We start from the raw sequence: 18,008 nt of genomic DNA, 5'->3' as shown, positions 1-18,008 counted from the left end.
GCTAGCTCGTCTCGCCGCAATCGACAGATTCTGATTGGCATACGCCATCAACAAATAGCGGATTGCTATGGAATCCATGCTTTAACCTGAGCTTCCGATACGTTTCCGCCGCAGAGTATCGTTGCTACTTCTGCCTCAGGGATCGCATCCGGGTGTTCGATGAGTGCCGCCAATCCGGCTGCACCCGCCGGCTCAACGAGCAAACCTAGTTCTTTGAAGCAAAGCTGAACGGCTTGGATCATCGATTTGTCGCTAACCAATAGGATATCGTCGGCGAGCTCCTGCATTAACTCAACAGCTTCGGGCACCGGCTCTCTAACGGCAATGCCCTCCGCCACAGTCGATGTTTCAGCTGTTGAGATCGACCTGCCCTCTTTCCAGCTCATGGCCATGGCTGGCGCAGCTTGCGAACAAACGCCGATAACGCGAATGTCGGGCTGATGCGTTTTTATCCATGAAGCTACGCCATTGAGCAGCGCACCATTTCCCACGGGAACGAATACTGCTCCAAATTTTTCTTTGCCGGCGAGCATTTCCATTCCGATCGTTCCCGCCCCGATAGTGATCGCAGATGCGGCCCCGTCTTCAACAAACACATGTCCTTTGGCGCGCGCAAACTCTCTGGCGGCAGATTTGGCCGCATCGAAGTCAGCGCCATATTTTACAACCGCTGCACCGAGCGATCTTATCCGTTCTACCTTCAGTGGATTTGCATTCTCGGCCAGAAAAACCGTCATCGGCACCCCGCGAACACGCGCTGCGTAGGCCATGCCTTGACCAAAATTTCCTACACTTGCGCAGACCAGTGACATATTTGATTCTGCGGCATCAACGAGAAGACAAGCCCCCCGCCCCTTAAAGGATCTGATTGGATTGACCGTTTCGATCTTCAGTACAGGCGCTTTTCCCAACCGAGGAAACAAGGCTTCAGCTTTAAACTGCGGTGTATCCAGAAACACCGAATCTATTAGGGAACGAGCCGCAAGGATTTGATCTTGAACATTGGCGCTCTTCATTTTCAGTGCAATTTTCCTGCGCCAATTGCTGCGCATTCTGCAGTAAGCTTGAGGACCACAGCTTCCATACCGAATTTGTAGTGGCGCTTTAACTCGCTGCTGAGTTCATCCAAGTCGGCATCGCGGAGAAGTTCTATGAGTTTGGCATGCTGTTTCACGGATTCTGCAATCAGCGCAGTATCCGACATATAGTAAGTTTCGTAGCGATAAACTGTACACCTCAAAGTGCTGACCCATGACTGAAGTCGATTGTTTCCGCAGCAAGAAATTAGAGTATCGTGCCACATGGAATCGATTTGAATACCAGCGGCAATATCCTTTGCCCCTGCAAGTTTCTCATTACAGCTTATGAGTTTATCAACAATTGTCGGAAGCAGCGGCCCAGATTCTTCAATTGCAATGACTTCGAGACCCGCAATCAGAGGGTAAACCTCTCGCGCCTCCCGCTCGGTCAAGGAGGACACTGAAAAACCCGACCCCGACGAGCTGGTTGCGAACCCTTCTTGCTCCAGTTTGAACAGCGCTTGCCTAACCGGCGTTCTACTGACCCCGAGTGTTTCTGCCAATCTCGCCTCGACAATCGGCGCACCTGGCTGGATTTCGCCAGCAAGGATCTTGTTCAAGATCAGTTCGTACGCTTCCGTACCTCGCGGCTTTCTGAGATTTTCGTTCTGATCTTTCATGATTATACTAGCTTTCTTGGCAAGAGCGCATTGAGACGACTCATGAGCGCATAGTGACCGATGCCAGCCTGTTTCGCTACGGCTCTCGGTTCGATTTCCTGATGGTCTGGTCCGACCAATGTAGCGATATCACCAAGATTCACGTCCGGTTTTTCGCTTACATCGATGATCGTATGCGCCGAGCTAATGGAGCCAACGACCGGGTAGAGATGGCCACCAATCAGAATCTTACAATTATTAACGGCAGAGCTTGGATAACCATCGGTTGATCCGACTGGGAGCAAGGCAAGTGTTGTCGGCTTCTCCACAGAGTATTTGGGCCCGAAACCGACCGTTTCACCGGGCTGAAGCTGCTCTAGTCTGACAATGCGCGCCCGCAATCGCCAAACATATTTCAAGTCTGCCATCGAAACGGCATTCGCATCGGGATACAGTCCAAATAACGCGGTCGCGGATCGAACTGAATCGAAACGCGCTTCTGGAAGATAGAAAGTGGTGTAGGAAGGTGATGCGTGGATTAATCCCAGTGGAATATTTTCTTTTCGGGCTTCAGCAATGAGTTGATTAAATCGGGCCAACTGCGCCTTATCGTGCTCAATATCATGGATGAACATCGTGTAGATGCCAGCGACCTTTACTGATGGCCGTCGCGCTAGATCCTTCATCCATGGCAGCGCCCGGTTGTAAGGCATTCCCTCGCGATTGAGCCCTGTATCGATGAAGAAGTGTACCGGAATAGGTTTGCCGAGCCGTTTGGAAACACGATCTAACTTATCGCCCGCATCGTCGAGCCAGCATGTCACTTCAATATCATTCAAGACGAGCTCTTCAATTTCCTCTTCGGTGACTTCACTCATATTTAAGATCGGTTTCTTCACCCCAGCCGCCCTGAGGGCGAGCCCTTCCGAAACTCGAACGCAGGCCAGTCTGGACACTTCCGGCATGCTCGCAAGAAGTGGCCCCACGACAGTATCACCCAGGCCGTAAGCATTGTTCTTAACGGGCGCCATAATTGGCGTCCCGCCCGCCATACGCGACACTTCACGAACATTATTTCGAAACGCCTCAGCATCGATTTCGACCCAAGGGTCATTACTATTGACGCTACCTCCTGATCGTAGACGTGAAATGCCCGACACAGCCGGCTCAATGCGTTTGTTTTGGGGCAACGCAGCAGCGGTCGCACAGCCAGTACTTAAAGCGCCCCCGGCACAAACAGCCATGCCCGTTAAAAGACTACGCCTTGTGTTATCCATCCTAAAATACTCCTTACGCCGCGAGACCCGCGTACTGATTGGTCAAATTAAATATGCGCAAAAAACTTGGAGAATGCGTTTTCCAATAGCTCTCTGGGTATTGCAGCTGTCGTCTCACTGCATTTCACCTCCATTGCGCATGTATTTTCGCTTTCGTAGTTCCAAAATACATTTGTGAACCAAACGCCTGTCTCCTTTGCAGCTTCAATTTGGGCTGCTTCAGCAACATGTGCTGGAACCGGCAAAAGAACATGGAAGAAATTCGATTGCGGCGGATTGGGGTAGACCGGATATTGGCTTGTTTCGTCAACAAACGAGGCATAGCTGCGGGTCATTTCCACAAGCCCGTCTATTTGCGCTAGCTTGGTATCAAGCAAGCGTAGTGTATCGCATACAACCGGCCAGTGTTCTGACACCACGCCGCCAAGCCGGGACCGCCAAACCCTTGCTGTTTCGATAAAATCCTCATCGCCAACAAGAGCAGCGCCGCCAAAAGCGCCAATATCTTTATAGAAAGACACATATACGGACGAAAACCCGTCAGCGATCTGAGCGAACGTTCGCTGATCGTAAAACGGGCGGCAACTCCATATCCTGGCGCCGTCCATGTGGAGTGGAACATCGAGCGCGTGGGACTTGTGTTTTAGGGCTTCAAGCTTTTCCCAAGTCGGCAATACACCGCCACTATGGCGCTGCGGCATTTCAACAATCATACATGCCGCCGCTTTATCCATTGATCCAGCTTCTAAGGGGTCTCGCCACTCTCCAACAATTGACGGCTCAAAACCATGGGCATGTTTGTAACCTTCCTCTTCGTGGAGAACCAAATGCGATGTTGGGTGCATCTGCAAAATGTTTCTTCCGGTCCGTTCGCCATGGATCCGAATGGCAATACCTTGGGCGAGTGTTCCAGTCGGACACCACAATGCCGACGGCTTACCAAGCAGAGCAGCCACTTTGTGCTCCAATCGAGAGATCGCTTCTCCTTTACAATAATATTCCTCACTCAAACCCTCGGACCGCATATATTCTTGGATAAGTGGCAACCGATCGGAAAACGACTTCCCGAAATGTTGAAAGGGAAAGGCAAGGTCATGCTTGATCGCTAAATCCGCTTTGGTTGTCGCTTCACCACCAGTTCGAATTTTGTTCGAATCGCGATCGCCGCCAACGCTCAAAGGCGCATTAAGACCGGCGGCATATCCAACATTTGCGGCACCGCTGGCGCAAACCGCCATTCCTGTCAGTAAATTGCGCCTCGTCTTGTCCACCGCATACACTCCTAGAACCAGTTCAGTGATTGTATTCAATTTATGTTATATTGAATACAATCACTGAACTGAAAGATTGTCAAGCATCGCCTCATCAAGTTGCATTGAGATATCGTGTCGGGAACCGGAACCTTTTCAGTCCGTGCTTCAGAAGCTTTGACCAACGACCTGTAAAACGCGAAACAATGCCGTGAGGGCAGATGGTTGGAATCTATCGGGCGGGCAATTTGACAAGTTTAAGAATAATCATATTTCTGCACGCCGGTCAGAAAATCAAAAAAACGATCCGCAATAGGGCCGCTATTATTCCTCCGGAGGATTATCTTTTACCCACCAATCGTGCATGGCCAAGAACATTTCCTGCAGCTCATGCGCGCGTTTGGTTGCCCGGTACTCCACTCTGGGTGGCACTTCGGCGTATACTTTGCGCTCAACCAGACCGTCAGCCTCCAGCGCACGCAATTGTTTCGTCAACATTGTCTGCGTGACGCCGTCGATCATTCGACGCAGTTCGTTGAAGCGTTTCATACCGCGAAAAATCAGAATTTGCAGAATGATGAGTTTCCATTTTCCGCCGATCAGCTTGGCGATATCGGGCATCGGACAAAGCCCGTCTTCATCTTCAGAAAACTGTCGCTTCTCTATTGATGCAGGTTTGTTCATTTTAAACTCCAAAAAGCCGAGTAAGTATCTTTTTTGATACTATACACACTATTTCTGCCTTCTTGCGAAAGAATACTAAAGCTCTACTTTCTTTGCAATCACCGTCAATTACCAAAGAAAGAACCCCTTATGACCATGACAGTTTATGCCGTATCAGGCGCACCGAGACCTTGGAGGGTCTTGGCAGGCTTAACATTCAAAGAACTTGAATATGACATCCATTATCTGGAGGCCTCAAAAGGCGAACATAAAGCCCCCGAATATCTGAAAATCAATCCCCGCGGAACTGTCCCTTCCTTGGTCAAAGGCGATCTTACCCTTCGCGACTCTATAGGGATATTGGCTTGGCTGGACCGGGAATATCCAGACAAGCCACTTTTCGGATCGAATGCCCAAGAGGCTGCCCAAATTTGGCAGAATGTGCTGGAAACGGCAGATTATCTACGTGCCGCCCACAATAGCGTTTTCTTTTCTATTCTCGTGCAGGGTATTTCGGTCGCAGATGCTCCGTCAGAGGAGCGAAAGGTGAAAGAAGAGGCCGCAGATCGCTTGCGATCTGAATGTGAACGGCTGGAGCTTTTGCTAACTCAAAACCAATATTTATGTGGCGAAAGCCCAACCGCAGCAGATGCGGTCGCTTTTCCTGATATCCGGCTCACACAACGCGCGATGGATATCAAGCCCGATGAGATGGCGATGCTAGGGCTCGATAGTTTGAACGAGGATTTTCCCAAACTTGAATCCTGGAAATCCCGCGTGGAAGCCTTGCCAGGCATGCATAGGACCATGCCCCCACATTGGACTGTTTGAGACTTTATACCACCTCCCTTTTTTGAAAGCTTACCAATGGAAAATCCCCCAATGCCCAATTCACTCCTGAAAGATAAAGTCGCCGTCATATTTGGTGCCGGCGGAAGTCTTGGCTCCGAAGTAACGAAAAAATTTGTCGAATTGGGTGCAACGGTTTTTGCATCCACACGATCTACCAACGCCAAACCGTTACCATCTGGAGTGCAGGAACTCCGTGCGATCGATGCACTTGATGAAGAAGCGGTCACTCAATATCTCGATGAGATTGTTACAGCCCATGGCAGGATCGATATTGTTCTGAATCTGGCAACATCGGATCATGCCGCCTTCAACCACGGCAGGCCTGCCAATGAAACATCGCTGGAAGAACTGCTGATTCCGGCGCGCTCGACAATGGGCCCACAATTTGTGACGGCAAAGGCCGCACAAAAGCACATGGCAAGCCAGCGCTCGGGGGTTATACTTTTCATCACTTCGACCCTCGCTGTTGTGGGATCGCCGTGGAGTGCAGCACTTTCCGCGACGCATGCGGGAATTGAGGGTTTGATGAGATCGCTCGCTAGTGAATGGGGCCCTCAGGGCATCCGCGTGCTGGGTGTCCGATCCGAAGCGATGCCAGATACACCAACAATCGAGTACACCTTTCGCACGATGGGTGAAAATCTGGGTCTCTCGCAAATAGAAATGCAGAGCGCTGTCGAACAAAGCAAAGTCGCGCTGGGTCGCCTTCCTTCAAGATCTGAAACCGCCAATGTCCTAGCTTTTGCGGCCTCAGACCTTGCGAGTTACATGATCGGCACAATGCTCAATCATTCCGGTGGTCATGTTCTTCAATGATAAATCAAAAGCATCTCAAACTTGCTGGAGAAATCACTATGAATGCAAACTCTCAACAATTTCTGGAATGGTTTGGAGACGGGTCAGGTGGCTCCTCTCCCACTATTGCACAGTGGACAAACATTCTGCGACTTCCGGAGAATGAACCACTTACTTTGATCAACTTCTTCAAGCTGAATCACCGCGCAAAGTATAACACTCCGTCCAGCACCTTCGAAACCGATGTTTCTGGTGAGGAAGCGTTCAATCGATATGCTGAAATCAGTGTGCCAACTATGGAACGCGTTGGGGGCAAATTTCACCATGTTGGACCATTTTCCGGGATGTTCATTGGCGAAGTAGAACATTGGGATATTGTCGCTATTGGCGCATATCCCGACTTGCGCTCCCTCATTTCGCTCTACTCAGATGAAGGATACCAGTCCGCTTTCGTGCATCGAACCGCAGCTTGCGCAAACCAAAAGGTTATCATCGCTGCGGGTTAGATGGGTCGATCATATCCGCCTCGCTCTGGCCAATTTCGATCGCTGATTTCTCGAGTTGTTTCAATGAGTTCAGATTTTTGAGACCATTATCGAAAATTGATCAAACTACACATAGTCATCCTAAGGATATCAAATCATGACACAGCAAAACTACACGCGCACGATCACGGTAAATGCTAACGCCGATAAATCCTATTGGGCATTAACAGAGGGAATGCACAAATGGTGGACAACACCAGACGCCACGATGAGGAAAATCGGAGATCGGTCAAAGTTCACCTTCCCACCGGGAAACGGTCACTGGACCTTTGAAGCAACCGCCCTCAAACCCGGTAAATATGTTGAAATGGTCTGCGTTGAGGCGCTCCATCTGCATGAGGGCATGCCAGAGAAGATTAAGGCCGAATGGCTGGGTACGCGTGTTCGATGGGACATTCACTCGAACGGCGATAAAACCGAAATCACGATTGAGCATCATGGTCTGGTGCCAGATTTGCATTGCTATGAAATCTGCGAAGCCGGGTGGGACATTTTCTTTGCCAATAGCCTGAAAACCTTTCTGGATACCGGCACAGGAAGTCCCCACCGTGCACCAGCGGAGGTTTCACAAGTGTAATCCGGCTGACAGAACTGGGCTATTGGCAACGCCTGAGATTTGATCGATCAACCATCCCATCGCTGTACTGTTGTTTGACAACATGAACGCAACCGATGGAATGGCCAATAGGCTCGTTGCCTATGTAGTTCATCGAAACACAGAGGAATTTGATCGAACAAGCTTGGCACAATTGTTGAACCTTACCCGTTAAGGTTTCATCGGATACTTTGTTCCAGATCTGCGAGGAAAAATCATGAAGAAAAATGTGCTTTTGGTTTTCGTGCTTTTGCTACCTTTCATCGGCGCCGAAGCCATCGCGCAAAAGCCCTACGAAATGCCGAGAACACAAGTAGTACCGATCCTCGATACAAAGTCGGATAGGCAGTATGAGTTGTATATAAAGCTGCCAGAAGATTATGGAAAAAATCCAGACCAAAAACATCCGGTAATTTATACCGTGGACGCCAAGTGGCACATGGATATGTTGTCCGGTTCCACAGAGTATCTGATGCCAAATGTTATTTTGGTTGGAATATCCTGGCAGAAAGACCTCGACGAAGAGCGGGAACACGTCAGCAGATTTCGCGATTATTCGCTTGTTGAGCGTGCTGGCTCAAAAAATCCGAGAGGCCAAGCTAGCAACCATCTGTCGTTCATTCGTGATGACATCGTCAAATTTGTCGAGACTAACTACCGGGCCGACCCTGACGAACGCACCTTTTTCGGGTATTCTCTAGGGGTACAATTAGGTGCGTATATCCTGTTTGCGCAGCCCGATACTTTTAAAAACTATATTTTTGGTAGTCCAGCTTTCAGCGAGCGAAGCGGCAAATATATTGATGAACTCGAAGCCAAAATGGCACCCCGTCAACCAATACTGAACGCAAATGTTTTTGTCTCGCTTGGTGAATTGGAAGAAAGCGAAATGGGGACAGTGGAAGACTTTGTGTCGGTGCTTCAGCGCAGAAGTCAGTCAGGTTTAAAGCTTACCGGGCTAGAGATAATTGAAGATTCTGACCATGGCGCCGCATTTCCGGCGACCGCAATACGCAGCATAAAATGGTTATCACAGCTAACAAGTAAGTGATTTTTCGCGCTCACAACAATGCAGGTTGATGAAGAGTTCTAGGAGACAAACATGACTATCGGCTTGACGTTCAAAACTACACTCGCAATCACTTTATTGTTAAGCAGTTTTGGCGGCTCTGCCGTGGCAAGTACCAAAGAGAATAATGGACTTGCACCCACGGCCACAGCGGCCGAAACCAAGCTCTCATTCAGAGATGTTCCTTATCTGGAGAAAGCTTATATCGATACAGCGCCAGCCGATAGAAAAGACACTATTGTCGTCGGAAAATTGGGTGTCGATGGCGGCAACAGGGATGTTATCAACAAGTTGGCTCAGGAGATCGCTGCGGGCAAGCACGGTAGCTATGACAGCCTGCTTATTGCCCACAAAGGCAAGCTCTTGTTTGAATCTTACTACGCTCGCGGACGTGTCGACCTGCCCCACTTTCAAGCTTCGACAACCAAGGCATACACAAATCTAGCTATCGGCCGCGCAATTCAGATGGGCTATCTGACAATGGCGGATCTGAATAAGCCTCTTATCGGCTTTCTGAACAATCTGGACTCAACGAGATTTGTCGAAGGCGCTAACAAGATCACCCTTCACAAGGCGATGACCATGCGCTCCGGAATGCGCATCAGTGAAGAACAGAGGGAAGAACTCAACCAAAATCCCGACCAGCTAGCGGGTCAGGGCCAGGTTCAAGCATATCTTGAGCGCAGCGCGCCAATCTCAGAAGATTCTCAGAGCTTTCTTTATCAAGGACGTGACCCGCAACTAGTCATGCAGGTCCTCGACGCCGTGGTGCCAGGCACGGCCAAAGACTTCATCAAGACTGAACTTTTGGACAAGGTGGGCATCGCAGATCATGGCTGGCGCACGGATGTAAGTGGTTTACCGAGTGGGCCTTCCGGCGCAAGAATGACATCACGCGACATGATCAAGTGGGGAATGCTGGCCAGAAATAAGGGCAAATGGAATGGCGAGCAGCTCATTCCAGAAAGGTTTATCGCCAGATCAACAAACAGCATTGTCCGCATCGGCAATGATGACATCTTCTTCACCGGAAACAATGTCTCCAACCCTGGCTATGGATATTATTGGTGGCAGGCAGAAATGAAAGTCGGCGACAGGATCTATTTCACCAGATCGGCGCAAGGCGGTGGCGGCCAATATATCATTTTGATTGATGCGCTGGATCTGATGGTAGTTACCACCGGCCATGAAAGAGATGACAAAACCATGCAGATTACGGCAGACAGGATCCTGCCCGCCTTTATCAACCAGACTGCCAAATCTCGCGCAGATCTTGCAATGACTGAAGCTACAGAACTCAGGGGGCCGTATCTCGGGCAGATACCTCCAGGTTCAACGCCCAAAGTTTTTGCTCCCGGAATTGTCTCGACAGAGCATCGTGATTTTAGCCCTTTTTTCTCTCCCGATATGAAGGAATTTTATTTTACAAGGAAGAATCTCGGGTCTGACAAATGGTCGCTCATTTCTTACAGATCAGAAAATAATCGATGGCGCGAGTCTGTCATAAGGCCAAGAGTGTGGCGCCCGAACATCTCGCCAGACGGCAAGACCATGCATTTGGGTAAATATTATATGGAGCGTACCGACGATGGTTGGTCAGAAATAAAAAGCCTTGGCCCGATGTTTGACCGGGAAGACTTGGGTATCATGCGTTTATCAGCATCCGCCAGCGGTACCTATGTCCTTGACGACTACAAAGGAGACAATGTCATTCGCATTTCGACGCTCCAGGATGGCAAACGCGAAGAACCCAGAGCGCTCGGTAAGGAGATAAATACCGGAAGGTTGAATGCCCACCCCTTCATAGCACCTGATGATTCCTATTTGATCTGGGATGGAGAAAGAGATGAAGGAGTTGGCGGGATTGACCTCTGGATTAGTTTCAAGCAGCAAGATGGCTCTTGGGGTGAGGCCATCAATATGGGCCCGGAGATAAATACCGAAGCCCGGGAAGCCAGTGCATACGTAACCCCAGATGGAAAGTATCTTTTTTTCAATCGCACTGTAAGCCCTGACGAGGGGGATATATTCTGGGTCGATGCCCAGGTCATCGAAAACCTCAGGCCCAAATAAATTGGATCGATAGTGGATGACCACTTAGTCGGCCTGAACTGGATACTTACGGCAGCATAGGGTCACCAAGGGAGCTCATTGATACCCGGACAGATTCTTGATTTTCACTAGTGCTCTAATCGCGATCAATATCAAATACGTAAGCTGAGCCTGCTTCACTGCCTTTATCATCATTACGGGTGGCCGCTATTAGTGCAGCATTCTCTGAGAGGGCAACGCTCCAACCAAACAGATCACCAGCCGCGCCATCGGCGGCTGTAAGCTTGGTCTGAAAGTTCCAGCTATTCCCGGTGCGTTTGAAGACATAGGCTGATCCCGAATTATCACCCTGATCGTCTCGATGCATAGCGCCAATTAATGCCATATCCCCAGAGAGCCCAACATCGCGGCCAAATCTATCATCCGCTTTTCCATCAGGGGCAGTGAGCTTAGCGTGCTGGCGCCAGATGTTGCCCGTACGCTTGAAAATATAGGCTGAACCCGCGTCAACACCCATCGCTTCGTCATCATCTCGGCGAGCCGAGATTAAGGCGGTATCGTCGGACAAGGCAACTCTTACGCCGAAGATATCGGTTTGTGCGCCGTCGGCAGCGGTAAGCTTGGCCTGCTGTCTCCAGCTGTCTCCTGAGCGAACGAAGACATATGCGGCGCCCGCATCAATGGCTTTTTCATCATTCAAATCCGCGCCAACAAGGATCGTGTTATGAGAAAGGGCCACGCTGATCCCAAAAAGGTCACCATCTGCACCATCAGCGGCAGTAAGTTTTGCTTGTCGGTTCCAAGTAGTTCCGGAGCGTGTGAAGACATAGACTGAACCAGAGCCGTTACCTTTATCATCATCATGCGGAGCACCAATAACAAGGGTATCGCCGGAAAGTGCGATGCTCTGGCCAAATGCATCGCCCTCAGCACCATCTGCAGCAGTGAGTTTCATTTGCTGGCTCCAGGTCGTCCCGGAACGAGTAAACACATAAGCAGCTCCCGAATTATCACCATTCTGGTCATGACCAATCGCGCCAGCTACTGCCGTTTCTCCCGAAATCGCGACGTTACCTCCTAGCGTGTCGTTTGCCGCCCCGTCACTGGCGGTGAGCTTGGCTTGTTGCTGCCAGGTGGTTTCGTTGCGTGAGAAAATATAGGCTGCACCGGCATCTACGCCGACATCTTCATTGTCAGCTCTGAAAGCCCCGACCATTGCGGTATCACCCGAGATCGCTACACTGAAGCCTAAAAAATCTTCCGATGCGCCATCGTCAGCGAGCAGTTTTTGTTGCTCTGTCGGCTTCGCTGCAGCTACTGAATCATACATTAAAAAAAACAGCATCATGAGGAACATCACAACACGATTTGTATTCCAGTAGTGAGCAACATCGGCAGTCATATTCTAGTCCTTATATATCATGTTGACGAGCTCTCAGAACATCGGGCCGGCTCCTGAGCGCCATCAGCTTGCGTTGCCCTCATCAAAGCATATTCCTTAAAGCTGCCACAGCACCAATAACTCCAATGGCGATCATCAACACACTGGAAATGCGCTGTAAGTGCGCTTGTATCGACCATTGGGCGAGTGAGTTGATCAAGACGGCCGCCGAGACCATCCATAGGCTAAGCGTGAATGCCGCTATAGTCAAAAACACCGCGCTTAGTAAGACCACCTGGATGAGAAGATTGTCTGCCAAGACAAGGAATTGAGGAAAGAAGGCGGCGTAAAAAACAAAGGCTCCAGGGTGAAGAGCCGCGAGGCCAAAAGCTGTGAGGAAGAGAGAACGTGATCCAGTTCGAGACGGCGGATCGAAATCGATATTGCACTTCCGCAATCCTTGAATCCCGATCCAGATCAGAAAAGCCGCACCAAGAATTTTGACCGCTGTAGCTATCCCAGGTGCAGCATCGAGTAAGACACCAAGGCCTGAGAGCGAGAGAAGCATGACGGTTGCATCTCCAAGGATGATTGCCGGGATCAGGATAATACTAACACTAAGCCCATGAGCTTGTACTGACTGAATCGCGAACAAGACAATCGGCCCAGGAGAAGCCGTTATCAAAAAACTGGTGACGCAATATGCGATCCATAGATCAGTGCTCATCATTTCTTATTCACAGGTACAAGGGACTATTTCTCTATTTTTTATCGATATTAATTGTATGATATATAGATATATAAAGGTATTATTCCGACTTACCCTTGGATCCGGAGGCTATCGTTGAAACGACAAAGACATCAGACAGGCCCTTTGGATGCGACGGACGCTCAAATCCTTGAACTACTTGTCGGTGATGCGCGATTGAGCTTGGCGGAGCTTGCCCGAAAAGTCGGGCTTTCTGCCCCAAGTGTGTCTGAACGATTGAAACGGCTGGAAGAAGAGGACGTCATCCAGAGCTACACAGCAATCATGAATCCCATTGCCATAGGACTATCAGTTTCGGCTTATATTCGAATTCAACCAGTGCCTGGGAAGATGAAAGAGGTCCTGGCCATTGTCGAAGGCTTAGAAGAAATAGTCCGTTGCGACCGCGTTACGGGCGGTGATTGCTATATTGCACGCGCGCACGTTCAGTCTGTTGGTGATCTGGAAGCACTTGTTGATGAGCTATCTCCTTTCGCAATGACTGATACCTCAGTCATTCAGTCAACGCCGGTTCCGTACCGGCTGCCAGCCTTTCCAATTGATCGATAGACTCTAAAGATCATCTACCGTCGTTTGCCAATTTTTATCTTTGGGATTGTGGAAGGATTCGAAGCTAATGTCACCACGCTGCTGATACTCTCGCCAGATTTTGATCTTTCCATGTTCTAGCTTGATCACAGCAACTCCATGCACGGCGGTCTTGCGACCACCATTTTTGAAGGAATATTCACCGGAACCATAGCCGGTATCCGAATTAAACCAAATGTTTTGCCAGATCATTGTTGCGCCGGGCGTTATCCTGTCGAAAAAGATACGAAGCTCTTCTGTACCTTGGTATATCTGACGGTCAGGCGGCTCCGTGTATAAGGCATCATCAGCAAATGCGTTTAGGGCAAGTTCCGTATTCTTCGCATTCCAACCGTCTGAAACTTTGGATAGTAATTGTTCAAACTTTTGTTGGTCCATAGTTATCGATTGTTGCTTCAGCGGCGTCGCGGCGCTGGCAGTACATCCTAGAAGGATTGCACCAAGATAAGCTATCATACGACGCATAATGCATCTCCTTTCTTTGCAGAGGATCAAGAATATTGAACAATTTCTGGAAAGAACATTTGATAACGAAGGTAAAAAACTACGACTGCCTTCGAACGATAGAACAAGCTTCCGGTGCTCGCCCGGCGACCAATATGGCATTGTCACCTTCTGAAAACACATCACGTTCAGGCACCATAACTGCTCGGTGAAACCAAGTTAACGAGCCTTTCGTAGCTACAATTAGAAATAAAGAAGATTGCAAACTCACCGGCTTTTCATCAGAGGTTACTGGAATTGTTTAATCCTTGTATCCAAATTCCGGGAAAACCAATTGTCCGATCTTAATCGCGAGCTACCTCGGGTGGCAGACCTTTATGGAGAACTACAACTCGCAGCGCCTTCTACAAAGAAGACGCTCAGCTCCTATTTTCCTGGCTTGGCCCTGGTCTCGGTGGTTGCATGTGCCGCCTTGTGGCTGAGCGAACATTATGGACCTCCAGCGATTATCATGGGACTGCTGATTGGGTTGGCTCTTAATTTTGTGAGCGCTGACAAGCGATTGTCCGTGGGACTAGATTTCTCATCACAAACGCTATTGCGCATTGGTATTGTTCTGATCGGAATACGCATCAGCTTTGCGGAGATTTCCAGTCTTGGTTTCCTGCCATTCATCGCGCTTATAGGAATCATGTCTTCCGTGATCGTTACGGGCCTGTTGGCTGCCCGGCTTTTTAGACAAGACGTCCTTTTCGGACTGTTGGCCGGCGGGGCAACCGCGATATGCGGCGCTTCGGCAGCCCTGGCCTTATGGAGTATCATCGGAAAAGATCGGATCAGCCAGTCTCGTTTCACCATCATATTGCTCGGAACTACAGTCGCCAGTGCCTGTGCCATGACTTTCTATCCAGCGATAGCAGGATTTCTTGGGCTGAATGACAAACAGGCTGGCTTTCTGATCGGAGCCTCCGTTCATGATGTCGCACAGGCAATAGGTGGCGGATTTTCCTATTCTGCTGAAGCTGGTGAGGTCGCAACGGTGGTAAAACTATCCCGTGTGACTTTGCTTGCTCCGGTGTTGATAATAGTGGCTTTCATCTTGCAGAGATCAACGACAGAACGCGCTCAGCATAGCGGCCAGAATGTCAGTTTGAGGCAAGGACTGCCTTGGTTTATAATTGGCTTCATTCTATTGGTAATACTCAACAGCGTGGTTGTTCTGCCAGAGACCGTGGTCGAGTTCGGCAGTCAAGCAGCAAAGACACTCCTTCTCTTCGCCGTTATAGCCGCGGCGATGAAATCCAATCTTGCGGGTTTAATGTCTCACGGTTGGCGCTCATTTGGGCCGGTGGTTATGACCACCTTCGTCGCTTTTGTGTTGTCCTTGCTATTTGTACAGATGCTTTGAACATCGGGAGCAGATCGAAACATCCTGAAATTCAAAATATTTTTCTGATTAGCTTTCAGAAGATAGAATAAATATCTATTATTTATATTTTCATCCAGATATTTGACGAAGACTTTTCATCGTGCCTCTCTAATTTCCAATCATGGTAACTGAGGAGATAAGATGAGACTTTTCACTGAACATCCAGAGGAAGTGGGCGAAACCTATGGTGAACATTTTGCCATGGCTTCCAGCTTTGGCATCCCGATGATTCTAGCCGGCTTTGCTTGTCTGCTTCACGGTTTCTTCCCATTCCTGTTTGAAAAAACGGGGAGTAATCTGGTGCGAAAACTCTACGGCCGAATGGTAACACATCGGATTAAGCAACCGGAAGGCGAGTCTCCTGAAGTTGAACTGGAATGGTGCATTTGAATGAAATTTACCGCAATCTCGGAAAGCCTCCTAGCGCAGACAACACCGGCTGAAAAATGCTTCGCACCCCAACAAAATCCCAGCCTGGCGCAGTTCTGCTTACGCTAACTGGCGGCACCATGTGTGCTATTCGATAGAACCACAACTGAGATATCTTTGGCAAAACATAGTCTGATCCGTTCGACGGTACATTATGAGTACCTACCAACGATCATTGAAACTGATCGCCCCAAAAAGATCCTCCTTTCAGCCTGAAGGCGAACACAATTGAAGTTACGATTAGTGCCAATATGAAGATTAGCACTTCTCCTCCGGGAATGTGCAACGCTTGGACCAGCATTCGATCATGCTTCTTGATACTGGCCCATTTGTGCAAGGATGCATCCGCAAATTCTTGTGCTGCAAATAGATCGACAAGATCGCGACGACTTCGGTACCGCACAATCACAATGCGATCCCAATTGCCATTCACCTTATCTGACCAACTGCTTCCGAAGATCGGATGAGAACCTCGCACAACCATCAACTTAATCATTACCGAACTAAAACGTTCATAAGCATCTTCGCCTGATCCAGTTAGATCCAGAGCTGCAGGATAGTCTGCCACATCGCGAAACTCATACAAGTTTACTGTATAGATGGGACGGCCGTCATCTTGGCTCAGAAATTTTCTTAATGCTGGTAGGTCATGACGACCGCCAGGACTCTGTGTTTGAGCTTCGATACGGTTCATGTAATCATCAACTTCCGCATCCGTCAGCGGACTGGCATTCCATTGGTACCAATACATCAGAGCCAGAAAAATCGCTCCACCGGCAGCCGCACTTAAACCAATTCGTTTGATGAAGTTCATAATCCACCTTCCGCCGAATGTAATTGCATTTCGCAAGTACTCTCTTCGGTAAAGTGATTGCATTATGCAAGTACTTTCTGTAACATTCTCGGCATCATGCGAAATTCTGACCTTTGTCGTTCACACTGCCCGATCAACTTTGTCCTTGAGACATTCGGTGATCGTTGGACGCTGCTCATTGTACGCGATCTGATGTTTAAAGGTAAGCAGACATATGGTGGGTTTCTGGAATCGGAAGAGCAAATATCCACCAATATTCTGGCAGATAGGTTGCGCCGCCTGGAGGAGCACGAGATTATTCAAAAATCAGTGGCAAAGGATAATCGATCCAAGTTGATTTACCGCTTCACCGATAAAGGAAAGGACTTGATCCCTATCATGCTTGAAGTGACGGCGTGGAGCGCAAGGCATGACATTCAGTCCAACGCACCTGCTACATTCCTTCGCGATTACGAGAATGACCGAGAACAGATGATTGCAGCGGTCCGAACTAATCTGGACTAAGCTGCGATATCCCAAAAATTGTTGAATGAAGCAAACTCTCTTGCACTTTCATGCTTGATGAAATTCCTTTCCCGTTTTGACTACATAACTGCAATTTTCTGAATGGAGTTTGACAAACACTGCATGTAGTGTATATGCACATCCATAAAGTGCATATACACGTAAAGGAGAAAAGTGATGTCGGATATCGGGCCAAAGCAATCCTTTCGAAAACGGCTATCAGACTGGTTTGTCGCACTCGATGAAGTGATCCATGGGTCGGGAGACGATTATCCAGCCGCGATTTTGCAAAATCAGTCCTTGCGTATCACCCAACTCGAAGCCGAGATAGCGAGTCTCAAAAATGAAAGCCGTCCCGATGACCTCAATTGACAAAAAGTCACTTCGCCACTTGGCTCGTGAAGCAGGTGAAGGCTGTATTTGCCAGCGCACGCGCAAAGCCGCTCGGCTCGTCACCAAGACTTATGACGATGCACTACGCCCCTTTGGTTTGCGCGGTACCCAGTTCACTCTTCTTGCCGCAGCGGCCCAGGCCGATGGCGGTGTAAGCATTTCTGAGCTTGCTGAACATTTGGGGATGGATCGCACGACGCTGAGCCGCAACTTGAAGCCACTTGAACGTGACGGAATGATTGACATTCTAGACGAAGAAAATGTCGGCCGCACGAAAACCGTCCGTCTAACAGAATCAGGCTTCGCCAAATTCGCCGAAGCGGCACCCTCCTGGCGACAAACCCAGAAGCAAATGATCTCGTTGCTTGCTGCAGACCAGTTAAGTCCCCTGATGAACGGCCTTCGCTCTCTATCGGATGAATTGAGCTGAGCGCTCAGTAATATCTCCATCGAAACCAATATCAACTCTATAGTGTATATG

General features: G+C 49.1%; 21 protein-coding genes. 12 read left to right on the top strand and 9 right to left on the bottom strand.

Going from position 1 to position 18,008, the window contains the following annotated elements; translation table 11 throughout:
- Positions 1-65 precede the first annotated feature (65 nt).
- The 5 genes from DG177_RS14445 to DG177_RS14425 all read right to left on the bottom strand — a co-directional run bounded on the left by DG177_RS14445 (position 66) and on the right by DG177_RS14425 (position 4,889).
- Positions 66-1,016: a pyridoxal-phosphate dependent enzyme gene (locus tag DG177_RS14445; protein WP_108812127.1), complete on the bottom strand. Its 951-nt coding sequence runs from the start codon at positions 1,014-1,016 to the stop codon at positions 66-68.
- 2 nt (positions 1,017-1,018) lie between these two features.
- On the bottom strand, positions 1,019-1,699 hold the full coding sequence (locus DG177_RS14440; RefSeq protein ID WP_108812126.1) for a GntR family transcriptional regulator: 681 nt from the start codon (positions 1,697-1,699) through the stop codon (positions 1,019-1,021).
- 2 nt (positions 1,700-1,701) lie between these two features.
- Complete coding sequence (gene alr / locus DG177_RS14435) at positions 1,702-2,955, bottom strand: alanine racemase (RefSeq protein WP_108812125.1); 1,254 nt, start codon at positions 2,953-2,955, stop codon at positions 1,702-1,704.
- A gap of 47 nt (positions 2,956-3,002) precedes the next feature.
- On the bottom strand, positions 3,003-3,965 hold the full coding sequence (locus DG177_RS14430; RefSeq protein ID WP_337658873.1) for a threonine aldolase family protein: 963 nt from the start codon (positions 3,963-3,965) through the stop codon (positions 3,003-3,005).
- Positions 3,966-4,529: 564 nt separating this feature from the next.
- A complete protein-coding gene (locus tag DG177_RS14425) occupies positions 4,530-4,889 on the bottom strand; it encodes a winged helix-turn-helix transcriptional regulator (protein WP_108812123.1) in 360 nt (119 codons plus the stop codon).
- Between the two features lie 129 nt (positions 4,890-5,018).
- Here DG177_RS14425 and DG177_RS14420 point away from each other — a divergent pair, with 129 nt between their 5' ends.
- From DG177_RS14420 to DG177_RS14395, 6 genes are all read left to right on the top strand, one after another.
- Positions 5,019-5,699, top strand: coding sequence for a glutathione S-transferase N-terminal domain-containing protein (locus DG177_RS14420; protein WP_108812122.1), 681 nt, complete (start codon positions 5,019-5,021; stop codon positions 5,697-5,699).
- A gap of 51 nt (positions 5,700-5,750) precedes the next feature.
- A complete protein-coding gene (locus tag DG177_RS14415; RefSeq protein WP_108812121.1) occupies positions 5,751-6,536 on the top strand; it encodes an SDR family oxidoreductase in 786 nt (261 codons plus the stop codon).
- Positions 6,533-7,021, top strand: a complete 489-nt coding sequence (locus DG177_RS14410) for a DUF1330 domain-containing protein (RefSeq protein ID WP_337658872.1) — start codon at positions 6,533-6,535, stop codon at positions 7,019-7,021. Before DG177_RS14415 ends, DG177_RS14410 begins: the two co-directional genes overlap by 4 nt.
- A gap of 136 nt (positions 7,022-7,157) precedes the next feature.
- Entirely contained in the window at positions 7,158-7,637 is a 480-nt protein-coding gene (locus DG177_RS14405; RefSeq protein WP_108812120.1) for an SRPBCC domain-containing protein, read from the top strand.
- 235 nt (positions 7,638-7,872) lie between these two features.
- Complete coding sequence (locus DG177_RS14400) at positions 7,873-8,706, top strand: alpha/beta hydrolase-fold protein (RefSeq protein WP_108812119.1); 834 nt, start codon at positions 7,873-7,875, stop codon at positions 8,704-8,706.
- 270 nt (positions 8,707-8,976) lie between these two features.
- Positions 8,977-10,797 carry a serine hydrolase gene (locus tag DG177_RS14395; RefSeq protein ID WP_337658871.1) on the top strand — a complete coding sequence of 607 codons (1,821 nt, stop codon included), beginning with the start codon at positions 8,977-8,979 and terminating at the stop codon, positions 10,795-10,797.
- A 115-nt stretch (positions 10,798-10,912) separates the two neighbouring features.
- Here DG177_RS14395 and DG177_RS14390 read toward each other — a convergent pair whose 3' ends face one another.
- Both DG177_RS14390 and DG177_RS14385 read right to left on the bottom strand, forming a co-directional pair.
- A complete protein-coding gene (locus tag DG177_RS14390; protein ID WP_108812117.1) occupies positions 10,913-12,178 on the bottom strand; it encodes an FG-GAP repeat protein in 1,266 nt (421 codons plus the stop codon).
- A gap of 82 nt (positions 12,179-12,260) precedes the next feature.
- Positions 12,261-12,887 carry a LysE family transporter gene (locus DG177_RS14385; RefSeq protein WP_108812116.1) on the bottom strand — a complete coding sequence of 209 codons (627 nt, stop codon included), beginning with the start codon at positions 12,885-12,887 and terminating at the stop codon, positions 12,261-12,263.
- Between the two features lie 114 nt (positions 12,888-13,001).
- On the opposite strand from DG177_RS14385, the gene DG177_RS14380 reads away from it, so the two are divergent.
- The gene (locus tag DG177_RS14380; RefSeq protein ID WP_108812115.1) at positions 13,002-13,475 is read left to right on the top strand and encodes an AsnC family transcriptional regulator; all 474 of its coding nucleotides are present in this window, start codon (positions 13,002-13,004) and stop codon (positions 13,473-13,475) included.
- A gap of 3 nt (positions 13,476-13,478) precedes the next feature.
- On the opposite strand, the gene DG177_RS14375 is transcribed toward DG177_RS14380, so the two are convergent.
- The gene (locus DG177_RS14375; RefSeq protein WP_337658870.1) at positions 13,479-13,979 is read right to left on the bottom strand and encodes a nuclear transport factor 2 family protein; all 501 of its coding nucleotides are present in this window, start codon (positions 13,977-13,979) and stop codon (positions 13,479-13,481) included.
- Between the two features lie 313 nt (positions 13,980-14,292).
- Between DG177_RS14375 and DG177_RS14370 the strand changes: the two genes are divergently transcribed.
- Both DG177_RS14370 and DG177_RS14365 read left to right on the top strand, forming a co-directional pair.
- Positions 14,293-15,366, top strand: a complete 1,074-nt coding sequence (locus DG177_RS14370) for a putative sulfate exporter family transporter (RefSeq protein WP_108812113.1) — start codon at positions 14,293-14,295, stop codon at positions 15,364-15,366.
- A gap of 162 nt (positions 15,367-15,528) precedes the next feature.
- Positions 15,529-15,777 (top strand): DUF6356 family protein, encoded by a 249-nt coding sequence (locus DG177_RS14365; protein ID WP_108812112.1) that lies wholly within the window; start codon positions 15,529-15,531, stop codon positions 15,775-15,777.
- Positions 15,778-15,988: 211 nt separating this feature from the next.
- Here the strand turns inward: DG177_RS14365 and DG177_RS14360 are convergent, their stop codons facing one another.
- Complete coding sequence (locus tag DG177_RS14360) at positions 15,989-16,630, bottom strand: hypothetical protein (protein ID WP_108812111.1); 642 nt, start codon at positions 16,628-16,630, stop codon at positions 15,989-15,991.
- 96 nt (positions 16,631-16,726) lie between these two features.
- Between DG177_RS14360 and DG177_RS14355 the strand changes: the two genes are divergently transcribed.
- From DG177_RS14355 to DG177_RS14345, 3 genes are all read left to right on the top strand, one after another.
- Complete coding sequence (locus DG177_RS14355) at positions 16,727-17,134, top strand: winged helix-turn-helix transcriptional regulator (protein ID WP_108812110.1); 408 nt, start codon at positions 16,727-16,729, stop codon at positions 17,132-17,134.
- 177 nt (positions 17,135-17,311) lie between these two features.
- Positions 17,312-17,506: a hypothetical protein gene (locus DG177_RS14350; protein ID WP_108812109.1), complete on the top strand. Its 195-nt coding sequence runs from the start codon at positions 17,312-17,314 to the stop codon at positions 17,504-17,506.
- Positions 17,493-17,957, top strand: a complete 465-nt coding sequence (locus tag DG177_RS14345; protein WP_108812108.1) for a MarR family transcriptional regulator — start codon at positions 17,493-17,495, stop codon at positions 17,955-17,957. The genes DG177_RS14350 and DG177_RS14345 overlap by 14 nt, the downstream gene beginning before the upstream one ends.
- Positions 17,958-18,008: the final 51 nt, after the last annotated feature.

The organism is Sphingorhabdus sp. Alg231-15 (genome assembly GCF_900149705.1).
Taxonomy (GTDB): domain Bacteria; phylum Pseudomonadota; class Alphaproteobacteria; order Sphingomonadales; family Sphingomonadaceae; genus Parasphingorhabdus.
This window is presented reverse-complemented; position numbering and strand designations above follow the sequence as displayed.

Excerpts from the sequence above, each read along its gene's own strand:
- DG177_RS14400 (WP_108812119.1), top strand. The coding sequence starts at position 7,873 with ATGAAGAAAAATGTGCTTTTGGTTTTCGTGCTTTTGCTACCTTTCATC.
- DG177_RS14405 (WP_108812120.1), top strand. The coding sequence starts at position 7,158 with ATGACACAGCAAAACTACACGCGCACGATCACGGTAAATGCTAACGCC.
- DG177_RS14425 (WP_108812123.1), bottom strand. The coding sequence starts at position 4,889 with ATGAACAAACCTGCATCAATAGAGAAGCGACAGTTTTCTGAAGATGAA.
- DG177_RS14355 (WP_108812110.1), top strand. The coding sequence starts at position 16,727 with ATGCGAAATTCTGACCTTTGTCGTTCACACTGCCCGATCAACTTTGTC.
- DG177_RS14415 (WP_108812121.1), top strand. The coding sequence starts at position 5,751 with ATGCCCAATTCACTCCTGAAAGATAAAGTCGCCGTCATATTTGGTGCC.
- DG177_RS14390 (WP_108812117.1), bottom strand. The coding sequence starts at position 12,178 with ATGACTGCCGATGTTGCTCACTACTGGAATACAAATCGTGTTGTGATG.
- DG177_RS14445 (WP_108812127.1), bottom strand. The coding sequence starts at position 1,016 with ATGAAGAGCGCCAATGTTCAAGATCAAATCCTTGCGGCTCGTTCCCTA.
- DG177_RS14440 (WP_108812126.1), bottom strand. The coding sequence starts at position 1,699 with ATGAAAGATCAGAACGAAAATCTCAGAAAGCCGCGAGGTACGGAAGCG.
- DG177_RS14365 (WP_108812112.1), top strand. The coding sequence starts at position 15,529 with ATGAGACTTTTCACTGAACATCCAGAGGAAGTGGGCGAAACCTATGGT.
- DG177_RS14345 (WP_108812108.1), top strand. The coding sequence starts at position 17,493 with ATGACCTCAATTGACAAAAAGTCACTTCGCCACTTGGCTCGTGAAGCA.
- DG177_RS14375 (WP_337658870.1), bottom strand. The coding sequence starts at position 13,979 with ATGCGTCGTATGATAGCTTATCTTGGTGCAATCCTTCTAGGATGTACT.
- DG177_RS14420 (WP_108812122.1), top strand. The coding sequence starts at position 5,019 with ATGACCATGACAGTTTATGCCGTATCAGGCGCACCGAGACCTTGGAGG.
- DG177_RS14360 (WP_108812111.1), bottom strand. The coding sequence starts at position 16,630 with ATGAACTTCATCAAACGAATTGGTTTAAGTGCGGCTGCCGGTGGAGCG.
- DG177_RS14385 (WP_108812116.1), bottom strand. The coding sequence starts at position 12,887 with ATGATGAGCACTGATCTATGGATCGCATATTGCGTCACCAGTTTTTTG.
- DG177_RS14410 (WP_337658872.1), top strand. The coding sequence starts at position 6,533 with ATGATAAATCAAAAGCATCTCAAACTTGCTGGAGAAATCACTATGAAT.
- DG177_RS14350 (WP_108812109.1), top strand. The coding sequence starts at position 17,312 with ATGTCGGATATCGGGCCAAAGCAATCCTTTCGAAAACGGCTATCAGAC.
- alr (WP_108812125.1), bottom strand. The coding sequence starts at position 2,955 with ATGGATAACACAAGGCGTAGTCTTTTAACGGGCATGGCTGTTTGTGCC.